The sequence below is a fragment of the Yersinia vastinensis genome (assembly GCF_044905075.1).
GTDB classification, from domain to species: domain Bacteria; phylum Pseudomonadota; class Gammaproteobacteria; order Enterobacterales; family Enterobacteriaceae; genus Yersinia; species Yersinia vastinensis.
Map to the genome: position 1 here is coordinate 41849 of NZ_CP173260.1, position 14005 is coordinate 55853.

Consider the following 14005-nt stretch of genomic DNA (forward strand, 5'->3'; position numbering starts at 1 on the left):
GGAATTGGCTAAACTTTAGCAATAAAAAATGCCGGCAAGATAACCTTGCCGGCATGATATTTCACTCTAACGATGGGTCTCAGCCAAATTTAGCTGCCCATATTGAGTCTTATTTAGCTTGAGCGAAACGTGCTGCTGCTTCGTCCCAGTTAACCACGTTCCAGAATGCTTTGATGTAGTCTGGACGGCGGTTTTGGAATTTCAGATAGTAAGCGTGCTCCCACACATCCAGGCCAACAATCGGGAAGCCTGATGCGCCAGAAACCGCTTCACCCATCAGCGGGCTGTCTTGGTTAGCAGTAGAAACAACCGCCAGTTTGCCGTCGTCTTTTAATACCAGCCAAGCCCAACCTGAGCCAAAACGAGTTGCTGCAGCTTGCTCAAATTTTTCTTTGAAGCTGTCTACGCTGCCGAAATCGCGCTCAATAGCGGCTTTCAGATCACCCGTCAGCGTCGTACCCAGTTTCAGACCCTTCCAGAACAGGCTGTGGTTAGCGTGGCCACCGGCGTTATTACGCATGAAAGTACGTTTTTCAGCAGGGACTTTGTCCAGATCCTTGATCAGATCTTCAACACTCAGTTTTGCCAGCTCAGGGAAGCTCTCCAACACCGTGTTTGCGTTGTTAACATAGGTCTGGTGGTGTTTGGTGTGATGGATTTCCATCGTCTGCTTATCGAAGTGGGGTTCCAGGGCGTCATAAGCATAAGGCAGGGATGGCAGTGAGTAACTCATAATCATCGTCTCCGTAGGTGTAGGGCGGTGCAAAAAAAGTAAGCACCGCGTAAGCATTCGGATCATTATAGTTAATTAAATGATATTGAAAATGATTATCAATGCCGTACATTCTGTATGGTCTTTCTATTCACTGATGCGCTGTGGATGGGTATATACCGTCGCTCTGCCGGGTTTGCTGAAGCCGACTAAGGTTAAATTACAGCGGTTTGCCACTTCAACGGCTAAGGTTGTTGCAGCAGAAACAGCAAATAAAATTTCAGCCCCACACATGGCGGTTTTTTGCACCATCTCATAGCTGGCACGGCTGGAGACCAGCACCGCACCATGTTGCCAAGGCTGTTTCGCACGAATTCCCAGTAGTTTATCCAAAGCGACATGGCGACCAACATCTTCGCAGCCCCCCAGTAATTCCCCTTGAGGCGTAATCCAGGCTGCAGCATGGGTACAGCCGGTCAATTGGCCTACAGTTTGTACCTGCTTAAGTTGTGATAGTGCGCTATCTAGTTGATTTAGATTAAACGTTTGAGTGAAAGGCAGTGGCTCGATAGGCCGGAAAATGTCATCCAATTGTTCAATACCGCAGACACCACATCCTGTACGGCCGGCCATGGCGCGGCGACGCTCTTTCAGACCAGCAAAACGGCGGCTGGATAACTCAATGTTAACTTCTATACCGTTGCAGCTAGGGGTGACATCAATAGCATAAATTTCTTGTGGTGCGGTGATAATGCCCTCTGATAGCGAAAATCCCAGAGCAAAAGCCTCTAAATCCTTGGGGGTGGCCATCATCACCACATGAGAAATACCGTTGTACACCAGCGCTACTGGTACTTCTTCCGCTAGCCAATCCTGTTGTGGTTCCGCCATATGATGGCGCTGTAGCACGTTAAGTTGCTTGGCACCGCAAATTTCGGTGGAGAAGTCAATTTCTGAAGGTTTGATCTGGCTCACTATGCGGTCCTGAAAGTTATAACCCATAATCACAATGTGGTAACATTCACATCAAGAATAGTGTGGCTATATTCTGTTATTAAAAATGTATCCCACACGGAAAAGCTGGATATCGCGTCAGCGATTTTAGCGCCTCCCATTTCGTTGAGGGAAGCGTGGACTGAATTTTAAATTCATACCCAAAATAATTCGAGTTGCAGGAAGGTGGCAAGCGAATAAGTCCCGATGAGCTGACTTAAGTCAGTGATTCGGGTGAGAGAGCAGCCAACACACATGTCGCTCGAAATATGAAGGGTAAACACTGTAACAATCGTGAGATGAAGGAGAGACCCATGCAGGTCAGCAGAAGGCAGTTCTTTAAGATCTGCGCTGGCGGTATGGCGGGAACCACGGTCGCGGCACTCGGCTTTACGCCGTCAGTGGCGCTAGCGGAAACGCGCAATTATAAATTGCTGCGCGCCCGTGAAACGCGGAATACCTGCACATATTGTTCTGTCGGTTGCGGGCTTTTGATGTATAGCCTCGGCGACGGCGCAAAAAACGCCAAAGAGAGTATTTTCCACATTGAAGGGGACCCGGATCATCCGGTAAACCGTGGGGCACTTTGTCCAAAAGGTGCTGGTCTGGTGGACTTTATCCACAGCGAAGGCCGCCTGAAATACCCAGAGTACCGGGCTCCGGGTTCTGATAAATGGCAGAGAATCACTTGGGACGATGCTTTTACGCGCATTGCCAAGCTGATGAAAGAAGACCGGGACGCTAATTTCATTAAGACCAACGATGCCGGTGTCACCGTCAACCGTTGGCTGAGTACCGGTATGCTGTGTGCGTCGGCATCCAGCAATGAAACGGGCTATTTGACCCAAAAATTTAGTCGCGCTCTCGGCATGCTTGCCGTAGACAACCAAGCACGTGTCTGACACGGACCAACGGTAGCAAGTCTTGCTCCAACATTTGGTCGCGGTGCGATGACCAACCACTGGGTTGATATCAAGAACGCGAATTTAATTATCGTCATGGGCGGTAATGCGGCAGAAGCGCATCCGGTGGGATTCCGCTGGGCGATGGAAGCCAAGATCCATAACAATGCCAAGCTGATCGTGATAGATCCGCGCTTTACCCGTACTGCATCGGTGGCTGATTTCTACACGCCAATTCGTTCCGGTACTGATATAGCGTTCCTGTCCGGCGTATTGTTGTACCTGATCACCAACAACAAAATTAACCGCGAATACGTCGAAGCCTATACCAACGCCAGCTTGCTGGTGCGGGAAGATTTTACCTTCGAAGAGGGTTTGTTCAGTGGTTATGACGCCGAAAACCGCAAATACGACAAAACCACCTGGAATTACCAGTTGGACGAAAACGGCTTTGCGAAACGCGACGTCACGCTGCAAGACCCACGCTGTGTGTGGAATCTGCTGAAAGAACATATCAGCCGCTACACACCGGATGTGGTGTCCAATATTTGTGGTACGCCGAAAGAAGATTTCCTGACGGTGTGTGAATATATTGCGGAAACCAGTGCTGCGGATAAAACGGCATCATTCCTGTACGCCTTGGGCTGGACGCAACACTCCGTGGGTGCGCAGAACATCCGTACTATGGCGATGATTCAGTTGCTGCTAGGCAATATGGGTATGGCGGGCGGCGGTGTGAATGCTTTACGTGGTCACTCCAATATTCAGGGGCTGACTGACCTCGGCTTGCTGTCGCAAAGCCTGCCGGGTTATATGAACCTGCCGTCAGAAAAACAGCCAGATATTGATACTTACCTCAAGGCCAATACACCGAAAACCTTGTTGCCGGGCCAAGTTAACTACTGGAGCAATTATCCGAAATTCTTCGTCAGTATGATGAAGAGCTTCTATGGCGATAAAGCTCAGAAGGAAAACGGCTGGGGCTACGACTGGTTGCCGAAGTGGGATAAAGGCTACGATGTCTTGCAGTATTTCGAAATGATGTCGCAGGGTAAAGTGAATGGCTATCTGTGCCAAGGCTTTAACCCGGTAGCGTCATTCCCGAACAAAAATAAAGTGGTCGCGGCACTGTCGAAACTGAAGTTCTTGGTCACGATTGACCCGCTCAATACTGAAACAGCGAACTTCTGGCAAAACCACGGTGAATTTAACGATGTCGATCCATCAAAAATTCAGACCGAAGTGTTCCGCTTACCATCAAGCTGCTTTGCTGAGGAAAACGGCTCCATCGTCAACTCGGGCCGCTGGTTGCAATGGCACTGGAAAGGCGCGGATGCCCCAGGAGAAGCACTGAACGACGGTGAAATTCTGGCGGGTATCTTCATGCGTATGCGTGAAATGTATCGCCGGGAAGGCGGTGCAGTGCCAGAACAAGTGCTTAATATGACTTGGGATTACCTGACTCCCGAAAATCCTGCGCCAGAAGAAGTGGCTATGGAGAGCAACGGTAAAGCGCTGGCCGATATCACTGATGCCGATGGCAAGATACTGGTCAAAAAAGGCGAGCAGCTCAGTACCTTTGCTCACTTGCGTGATGATGGTACCACCGCCAGTGGTTGCTGGATATTTGCCGGTAGCTGGACGCCAGCAGGTAACCAGATGGCACGGCGTGATAACGCAGATCCATCAGGGCTTGGCAATACGCTGGGTTGGGCATGGGCATGGCCGCTTAACCGCCGCATTTTGTATAATCGTGCTTCTGCCGATCCGCAGGGCAAACCTTGGGATCCGAAACGCCAATTGCTGGAGTGGGACGGGTCCAAATGGACCGGAGTTGATATTCCTGACTACAGCGCGGCCGCGCCAGGCAGTGATGTCGGACCGTTCATTATGCAGCCTGAAGGAATGGGGCGTCTGTTTGCCATCGATAAAATGGCAGAAGGGCCGTTCCCAGAACACTATGAGCCATTCGAAACGCCGCTGGGCACTAACCCGCTGCACCCGAATGTGATATCCAACCCAGCCGCTCGTGTATTTAAAGACGATTTGGCTGCGATGGGATCTCATGAGCAATTCCCGTATGTCGGCACCACCTATCGCCTGACCGAGCATTTCCACTACTGGACGAAGCATGCGTTACTCAACGCAATTGCGCAGCCAGAGCAGTTTGTGGAAATTGGCGAGAAACTGGCCGCGAAGAAGGGCATCAAGCAGGGAGATACCGTGAAAGTCAGCTCCAACCGTGGCTATATCAAGGCCAAGGCGGTGGTGACCAAACGGATTCGCACACTGAATGTCCACGGACAGGAAGTGGACACCATTGGTATTCCGATTCACTGGGGATACGAAGGGGTGGCAAGAAAAGGCTTCCTGGCCAATACCCTGACACCGTTTGTCGGTGATGCTAATACGCAAACGCCAGAGTTTAAGGCGTTCTTGGTCAACGTGGAAAAGGTGTAACGGAGAGAACCTATGTCACTGCAAACTCAAGACATTATCCGGCGCTCCGGCACCAACTCCCTTACGCCGCCGCCACAGGATCGTAACCATCAGGAAGAGGTGGCGAAACTTATCGACGTCACTACCTGTATTGGCTGCAAAGCCTGTCAGGTGGCGTGTTCAGAGTGGAACGATATCCGTGATGAAGTGGGCTATAACGTCGGGGTGTACGATAACCCCGCCGATTTGACAGCCAAATCATGGACAGTGATGCGCTTTTCCGAAGTTGAAGACGAAGAGAGCGGCAAGCTGGAATGGCTGATCCGTAAGGATGGCTGTATGCATTGTGCTGACCCGGGCTGCCTGAAAGCCTGTCCGTCGGAAGGGGCAATCATTCAGTACGCTAATGGCATCGTCGATTTCCAGTCAGAGCACTGCATCGGTTGTGGTTATTGCATCGCGGGTTGCCCGTTTGATGTGCCGCGCATGAACAAAGACGACAACCGAGTGTACAAATGTACCCTGTGTGTTGACCGCGTTGGTGTCGGCCAAGAACCTGCTTGTGTGAAAACCTGCCCGACCGGGGCGATTCACTTTGGTACTAAAGAGTCGATGAAAGAAGTGGCGGCAGGCCGAGTGGCGGAACTGAAAACCCGTGGCTTTGATAACGCTGGGTTATACGACCCTGCGGGTGTTGGTGGCACTCACGTGATGTATGTTCTGCATCATGCGGATAAGCCCCAGCTCTATCACGGCTTGCCGGAGAACCCGACTATCAGCCCAACAGTGACCTTCTGGAAAGGGATCTGGAAACCGCTGGCAGCTATTGGTTTCGCTGCTACCTTTGCGGCCAGTATCTTCCACTATGTTGGTGTTGGCCCGAACCGGGTTGAGGAAGAAGAGGACGAAGAGCATAAACCGGACTCCACGCCTTCTGACACTACCGCCAAGGAAGCAGAGCAGACAACCGCTGAACACTCAGACGACGGGGAGACGCGGAAATGAAAAAAGAAAAGCGGATCCAGCGCTATAGTGCGCCGGAGCGAATCAACCACTGGATAGTTGCCTTCTGCTTTATGTTGGCCGCTATCAGTGGATTAGGGTTCTTCTTCCCATCATTTAACTGGTTGATGAATATTTTTGGTACTCCTCAGTTGGCGCGTATCCTTCACCCCTTTGCCGGGGTGATTATGTTCGCTGCCTTCCTGATCATGTTTTTCCGTTACTGGAAACACAACCTGATCAACAAGGAAGACTTGGAGTGGGCGAAAAATATCCACAAAATTGCCTTGAATGAGGAAGTGGGCGACACTGGACGCTATAATTTTGGTCAGAAGTGCGTATTCTGGGCTGCTATTATCAGTCTGGTATTGTTACTGGCCAGTGGCGTAGTCATTTGGCGGCCTTACTTTGCGCCTTCTTTCCCAATCCCGCTGATTCGTCTGGCTCTGCTGGTGCATTCTCTGGCGGCAGTTGGACTGATTATCGTGATTATGGTGCATATCTATGCCGCCCTGTGGGTGAAAGGCACGATTACCGCGATGGTGGAAGGCTGGGTCCCTGATGCATGGGCTAAAAAGCACCACCCGCGTTGGTATCGTGAGGTTAGCGCCAAAAGGCAGCTTCAGAAAAAACAGGAAGAGAAACCCTGATGAGTATTCGCATTGTCCCTAAAGATCAACTTGGGCAGCAGCGCGAAAAAGGTACAACGGCGGGGAATATCCCGCCGTTACTTTTCGCGAATTTAAAAAGCCTGTATACCCGGCGTACCGAGCGTTTGCAGCAGTTAGCGTTGGATAATCCACTCGCTGACTATTTGGATTTTGCGGCTAAGATTACGCAAGCACAGCAAAAAGCGCTGCATGACCATCCGCTGGTGTTGGATATGCAAGCGGAGTTGGCACAATCTGCGGCCAGCGGTAAGCCACCATTGGATTTAAGCGTTTTCCCTCGTACCGAACATTGGCGCAAGTTACTGTCAGCGCTAATTGCTGAGCTGCGCCCAGATGCGCCCGACCATATTCTGGCGGTGCTGGATAATCTGGATAAGTCTTCAGTGCACGAGCTAGAACTGTACGCCGATGCCCTGCTAAATCGCGAATTTGGGCAAATCGGCAGCGAAAAAGCGCCATTTATCTGGGCCGCGTTATCGCTGTATTGGGCGCAGATGGCCAGCCAAATCCCCGGAAAAGCACGGGCTGAGTATGGTGAACACCGTCAATTCTGCCCTGTATGCGGCAGCATTCCGGTATCCAGTGTGGTACATATTGGCACTAACAATGGTTTGCGCTATTTGCACTGTAACTTGTGCGAAAGCGAGTGGCATGTAGTACGGATTAAATGCAGTAACTGCGAACAAACGCGTGATTTGAACTACTGGTCACTGGACAGTGAGCTGGCTGCGGTGAAAGCCGAAAGCTGTGGCGATTGTGGCACTTACCTGAAGATTTTGTATCAGGAAAAAGATCCGCAGGTAGAAGCTGTCGCCGATGATCTGGCCTCGCTGATTCTCGATGCCAAGATGGAAGGCGAAGGTTTTGCTCGCAGCAGCATCAATCCGTTTTTGTTCCCTGGCGAGTAATCGCTATCCATTAGTATTGATTGTGCTGAATATTTTGTTTTCAGCACAATCAAATAGCCACTTGTTAATTATCGCCAAATAGGTCGCGAGTATAAACTTTGTCTTTCACGTCATTTAATGCATCACGCATCCGGTTACTGATGATGAGATCGGACTCTTTCTTGAATTTATCTAAGTCAGTCAATACTCGAGAGTTGAAAAACTCTGTTTCATTGAGTGTCGGTTCATAGATGATAACTTCAATTCCCTTGGCCTTAATGCGCTTCATGATCCCTTGAATACTTGATGCCCGGAAGTTATCAGATCCACTTTTCATGATAAGACGATAGATGCCAACAACTTTGGGGTTGCGCCGTAAAATATCAGCTGCAATAAAATCTTTTCGCGTAGTGTTCGACTGTACGATCGCATTAATAAGATTTTGTGGGACATGGCAGTAATTTGCCAAGAGTTGCTTCGTATCCTTAGGTAAGCAATAGCCGCCGTAGCCGAAAGATGGATTATTATAATGCGTCCCAATTCGAGGATCGAGGCAGACACCATCAATAATTTGACGAGTATCTAATCCATGTGACGCGGCGTAAGTATCCAGCTCATTAAAATAGGAAACCCGCATAGCCAAATAGGTATTTGCAAAGAGCTTAATCGCCTCAGCTTCAGTAGAATCAGTAAATAGAGTTGGTATGTTTTCCTTAACTGCACCCTCTTTTAATAAATTAGCAAAAACTTCGGCTCGCTTCGAACGCTCCCCAACAACAATACGAGAAGGGTGTAAATTGTCATACAGGGCAAGCCCTTCACGCAGGAATTCAGGCGAGAAGATCAAGTTATCGCAACCAAGGCTTTCTTTTACTTTTGCTGTATAACCTACTGGTACAGTTGATTTGATAATCATTACCGCATCAGGATTAATCGCCATAACGTCCTGAATGACAGCCTCAATAGACTTGGTATTAAAATAATTTGTCTCAGGGTTATAATCAGTTGGGGTTGCAATAATGACATAACTTGCCCCCTCATAGGCTTCATGCTTATCCAAGGTCGCTCTGAAGTTAAGCTGTTTATTTTTTAAAAAATCTTGCAGCTCCGTATCAACAATTACTGACTCTCTACGGTTAAGCATCGCAACTTTTTCTGGAATGATATCCAAAGCCACGACTTCATGGTGTTGTGACAGTAAAATACCATTTGATAGACCGACATAACCGATTCCTGCTATAGCAATTTTCACAATCAATATTCCAAGTTACACGAGCAACGAATAATTAATATAAAAACCTATAATTCTATGTTTTTACCACTTCAATCATTTGAAGTAATCACGATACCAATCAACAAAATATCCAATTCCCTCATCAATTTCTATCTTCGGAGTGTAATGAAAATTTTCGACGAAATCGTCAATATTGGCATAAGTATCAGTAACATCCCCTGGCTGTAATGGTAGTAACTCTTTCTTGGCTTTTTTATCCAGAGCTTTTTCTAATGCTGCAATATAGTCCATTAATTCTTCAGACTTGTTATTACCAATGTTATAGATGCGCCAAGGTGCTTTGCTGGTCGCGGGATTAGGAATGTCGCTATTCCACTGTTTATCTTTTTGGGCTGGGTTATCTAATACGCGGATTACACCTTCAACAATGTCATCAATATAGGTAAAGTCACGACGATGTTTTCCGTGATTAAATATCTGTATAGGTTCACCAGCTAATATGGCTTTAGTAAATTTAAATAAGGCCATGTCAGGGCGTCCCCATGGGCCATATACTGTAAAGAAGCGCAGGCCAGTGGTTGGCAATCCATATAGGTGACTATAGGTATGTGCCATTAATTCGTTCGACTTTTTGGTCGCTGCATAAAGGCTAAGAGGGTGATTTACATTCTGATGAACAGAAAAGGGGACTGACGTATTTGCCCCATAAACACTTGAGCTACTAGCATAAACAAGATGTTCTACAGCATTGTGACGACATCCTTCCAAAACATGCGCAAAGCCAAGGATATTGCTATTAATATAGGCAAGTGGGTTATCAATGGAGTAGCGGACGCCTGCTTGCGCTGCCAAATTTACCACTCGTTGTGGTTTATGTGTCGCGAAGCAATCTTGAATAGCTAAATGATCAGCAAGGTCAACACGTAAATGAGTGTAGTTTGGATGTTTTATATGCCTTGCAAGGCGCGCTTCTTTGATTGCAGGATCATAATAATCATTGTGATTATCAATTCCTATAACAGTATCACCCCGCTTTAATAGTCTAATCACCAAAGCAGAACCAATGAAGCCAGCAGAGCCAGTTACAAGTACTTTCATTTATTCATTCCTAACGCGTAAATCCCAAAAATCTATACTGAGATGCCAAGAACATTGAATTTATCCATGGTGAGAATGACGCATTACTCCACTGCATTTTATTCGCATGTGGAGTAATGTGTTTTCCAAACTCATCGGTTTATCCAAGATAAGTTCAGTTATTTCATGCTATTAATTGTATTATTGAGCCTTCTCAATCGATTTTTGATCTTATGTGCAATACTTGGTTTTTGGGTAACAATAACAGGTGTTTCTGCAATGACCGTTGATAACAACAATGGCATTGTAGACGTTTCTTTTTGCTGGAGCAGAGTCATATGTCGCACATGTAGCCCCAGTGAACGCCAATCGGATGCGCCAAATTGTGTAGGGGATTTAGGATTATCTATCTTAAGTTCGACTTTAAGGTTATGTGACGATTGCAGAATGGATAAAGGTATTGGTGCCAATAAATCTGATGCCACACCATCAACAACCCATTTTGCGACAGTGACATCATTAACCAGTACGGTAACATTGATAGCTTCACCTGCTGGAACATAACCAAACGCATTGAAACTTAAAGCTAAATTATTCTTACTAGCTTGATCAAATTGAAAGCCTAGTATCGCTTGCTTTCCGACAGTCCAAGTACCATCAGTCTCGTTGTTAGACCAACCTTTGAGAGTAAATTTATCACTTTTCAACGAGTTAGATTTAGGGTTACGGCTAAAGCTAATTTTATCGCCAATACTGAGCGAAGACATACGTTCTGTTGTATGTATATCATCAATTGATTCAATGACTTGTTTTGCAGTGGAGTGCCAGTATGTTGGCTTATAACTTTGTGCTAATTTAGTTTTCTCAGCCAGTAATTCAGGATTAAAGCAATACTTTTGTAATGCTTTATACCAAGCAATACAATCCAGAGGGTCTATATATTCAGCATGACCTGGTGCAACTTCAGGTAATGAACCCGCATTTGAAGAAATACAAAACTTACCATACCTACAACTTTCAGCAACTGGCAATCCCCAACCCTCATAACGGGAAGGGAAGACGGTGAAGAGACAATTTGTATAAAGCCAATCTAAAGTTGAATCTTCTATACCATGCAACATCAGGACTTTATCTTTGAGAGTTGGGTTATCATTAAGGATACTTATCGCTTCTTCGCCACGCCAACCCACACCACCAACCAAAACGAGCTTAGGAACTGCATCACCATATTCGCTGATCAAACCTTTCCATAACATCAGCAAGAGAGCATGATTTTTTCGCACATCAATCGTGCTAACAAACATAACAAATTTGTCATCACTTGCTAAATCTGTAAGTCCTTCTCTCTGAAGTTCAATATTCGGAGTTGGATTAGAATAAACAGCCTCATCACCTAATCTGAAAACAGAAATTGGACACAATGGTGTCTGAGTTTCAAGACAGAAATCTACAATATCTTTACGGCTTTGGTCAGAGCAGGTTAGTACCATGTCGGAAATCGAGAGTATTTGACGGCAATTTACCGCAAACTGATCTCCAACTCCTTCAGGGAATAAGAATTTCAGCTTATGTTGAATGACATCGTAAACTGTTGTGACAAGTGTTACGCCAAACATCAATTTAAATGCTCGTAGATCTTTTAAATAGTGAGTATTTCTTATCCATGCTCCACCAAAGACGAGCAATACGTCATCTTTTTGAAAACTACAGGCAGAACGCGGAATGCTATTGTTAGTGCTAGGATTTTTTTTGCCAGCAAAGTTTCTAATATTACCATTTTCAAACTCAGAGAAACTGACTTCAATAAACTTACGATAGAATGAGTTCCAAACAATATAATGTATTTCAGCACCATAATATTTATGCAGTTCATTTGCCAAACGGCTTTCAACGCGAGCAATACCTGTCGGCGTAGCATTATGGTGGGCCATTGTGGTTAGATCGACAAAAATACGTTTATTTCGTTGTCCAACAGTGGGTAATGATAATGGTTTATTTGCTTCTACTTTTAATGCTGACTCATAAGCATCTTTAGTCTGTATTGCATAATTTTCCCAACTGTGTTGAGTACGCATTTTTTCTTTAAGTTGCTCTGAACGAGCAGATTTAAGTGCTGTAGAGTCATTCCACGCATCTAAAATTTTTGCACGTATATCATCCGGATCTGCAGGTTCAATATAGCGAGCTAAATCACCAAAATACTCTGATTCAGACGAGCGGTTGCTCAGAACCATATTACATCCAGCAGCAGCAGCTTCAAGAGCAACTAATGGTGCGCCTTCACTCCAGGAAGGTAAGCAGAATACTTTTGCGCCAGCAAATGCTGAAGCTAGCATTGGGCTATTTGCCTCGATCCGGCCAGCAAAGATAACATTTTCTCCGCCCCATTTTCTTATTAAATCGGCGTATTTGGAATCTGCTTCATGACCGATGAGGACAAGTGGGACATTGGTGTTTCGCAATGCTAGCGCAAGTAATGCCTGATTCTTTCTTGATTCAATTCTACCGACACAAAGTACATAATCCTCTACTCCGATTAGTTCTCTGAATAATTGTGGGTCACCGTTGTTAAATACCGAAGCATCTACAGGATTTTTGACTATACTTACTGAAGGGTGTGAAACACCAATTTTTTCAAGTAAGTTCTTCTCAAGCTCACTTAGTAGAATTAAATGGTTAGCATAAGAAGCCAAGCGGCGAACAGATGCAAAATAATTTGGAAGAGGTTCACGTTCCATCATCGGCTTATTCCGATGAGCAGTGATCTCATGGCGTAAAGCGGAAAGCTCTTTATTCACACTGCTGAGATCTTCATTATTTGACAGGATTTGTCTAACTTTGATGTTGTAAAAATTCAGCTCAGAGAGGTCGAGGAATATAGGGGACAGTACTGAGGGACGATTGTTTTTCTCTATTTGTCTGAGTAATACTTCACATTCTGTTGGATGCCAAACGTTCAAAACATGCACGATATCAACATTATCTACAGAGAAATTGCGATTCGAAATAAAGTCAGCTGTTAAGCCAATACTACGTAACGCAGCGACTGTTTTCGGTGCCCGTATAGAAGGGCCACCTAATGAGGCCGTCATTTCTTGACCATGGACTGCAACTAGTGCGCTGAGTTTATTGGTCGTATTAGCAGTTTTCATTTTAGTATTTAGTATCTGTGGTTGATTTTTATTTTTTTCTAAACTGGGATCTCGTCCTAGCAATTGACTAAAAAGGTTGTGATGGTTATTAGCCCATGACTCCCAAGTATAGCCTTCAACACTTCTTCTTAATGCCAGCTTCTCATCAAGAACTTGCAGCAGAACCCGGCGTAAATCATCAGCATCACCCAGTTTAAATTCAATATGTGGAAATTGTGGAACCCAGCCTACGGGCGAAGCAATAACTTTGCAGCCGCTTGCAAGTGCTTCAAGCACACACATAGGGCCACCCTCAATTAATGCTGGTACGAGTATATAATCAAGTGAGCGATAGAATTCTGGGAGTTTATTATCATCGATAAAATGGGCTGGGCCAGGCCAACCAGAGCCGGTGAAATACCATTCAATACCTGGAATATCCATTACCTGTGCAACTAGGTTTTCACCCTTGCGGCCAGTATGATATGTTCGGCCAACGATCCCTATACGAACAATTGGAGTGAAATGGTTTAAATCGACCCCAGGTGAAATAGTTTGCACATTTGTCAGGCCAGTTTTGCGGATTATCTCTTCTGTTGCTAGAGATTGCGCTATGCAGAAATCAACTTCTGATGCCACAGAATCAAATTTTTCTGCCGCCGCCTGTACGTGTTCTTTATGTGTAAATAACGCGACTTCAATAGGGGAAACTCTGTCTTGCCGACATCCATATGTCATGTAATATTGAATTTCAGCGGAGCTATCAGTATCGAGACCAAAGCTAACGTAGGGTAATCGATTGGTTATTTCACTCGCGAGTTTTTCAAGGATCCAACCGGAGTCAGAAATCTTGATATGTACTATTTTTTTCATAATATCCTGATTTAATAATCAAAAAATAAATGCAATAAAAATTATTAATAACGTAACGTAATTATTTATCTATTTAGTACAGCT

At 45.7% G+C, this 14005-nt stretch carries 9 protein-coding genes; 4 read left to right on the forward strand and 5 right to left on the reverse strand.

Annotated features, from left to right (window positions below; all coding sequences use genetic code 11):
• Window positions 1-109 precede the first annotated feature (109 nt).
• Together sodA and fdhD are read right to left on the reverse strand one after the other, a co-directional pair.
• A complete protein-coding gene (gene sodA / locus ACIOG0_RS00170) occupies window positions 110-733 on the reverse strand; it encodes a superoxide dismutase [Mn] (RefSeq protein ID WP_050099416.1) in 624 nt (207 codons plus the stop codon).
• 126 nt (window positions 734-859) lie between these two features.
• A complete protein-coding gene (gene fdhD, locus ACIOG0_RS00175) occupies window positions 860-1714 on the reverse strand; it encodes a formate dehydrogenase accessory sulfurtransferase FdhD (protein WP_164908397.1) in 855 nt (284 codons plus the stop codon).
• Window positions 1715-2019: 305 nt separating this feature from the next.
• On the opposite strand from fdhD, the gene fdnG reads away from it, so the two are divergent.
• From fdnG to fdhE, 4 genes are read left to right on the forward strand one after another with little or no spacing between them, the layout of a single operon-like run.
• On the forward strand, window positions 2020-5067 hold the full coding sequence (gene fdnG, locus ACIOG0_RS00180; protein WP_087770197.1) for a formate dehydrogenase-N subunit alpha: 3048 nt from the start codon (window positions 2020-2022) through the stop codon (window positions 5065-5067).
• A gap of 12 nt (window positions 5068-5079) precedes the next feature.
• Window positions 5080-6051 carry a formate dehydrogenase subunit beta gene (fdxH, locus tag ACIOG0_RS00185; RefSeq protein WP_050099423.1) on the forward strand — a complete coding sequence of 324 codons (972 nt, stop codon included), beginning with the start codon at window positions 5080-5082 and terminating at the stop codon, window positions 6049-6051.
• Window positions 6048-6698 (forward strand): formate dehydrogenase cytochrome b556 subunit, encoded by a 651-nt coding sequence (fdoI, locus tag ACIOG0_RS00190; protein ID WP_050099424.1) that lies wholly within the window; start codon window positions 6048-6050, stop codon window positions 6696-6698. The genes fdxH and fdoI overlap by 4 nt, the downstream gene beginning before the upstream one ends.
• Complete coding sequence (gene fdhE / locus ACIOG0_RS00195; RefSeq protein ID WP_050295635.1) at window positions 6698-7627, forward strand: formate dehydrogenase accessory protein FdhE; 930 nt, start codon at window positions 6698-6700, stop codon at window positions 7625-7627. Before fdoI ends, fdhE begins: the two co-directional genes overlap by 1 nt.
• A gap of 64 nt (window positions 7628-7691) precedes the next feature.
• On the opposite strand, the gene ACIOG0_RS00200 is transcribed toward fdhE, so the two are convergent.
• From ACIOG0_RS00200 to ACIOG0_RS00210, 3 genes are all read right to left on the reverse strand, one after another.
• A complete protein-coding gene (locus ACIOG0_RS00200; RefSeq protein ID WP_050099426.1) occupies window positions 7692-8858 on the reverse strand; it encodes a nucleotide sugar dehydrogenase in 1167 nt (388 codons plus the stop codon).
• A gap of 75 nt (window positions 8859-8933) precedes the next feature.
• Window positions 8934-9938, reverse strand: a complete 1005-nt coding sequence (locus tag ACIOG0_RS00205; protein WP_128451720.1) for an NAD-dependent epimerase — start codon at window positions 9936-9938, stop codon at window positions 8934-8936.
• Window positions 9939-10096: 158 nt separating this feature from the next.
• Window positions 10097-13921, reverse strand: a complete 3825-nt coding sequence (locus tag ACIOG0_RS00210; protein WP_050295638.1) for a glycosyltransferase — start codon at window positions 13919-13921, stop codon at window positions 10097-10099.
• Window positions 13922-14005: the final 84 nt, after the last annotated feature.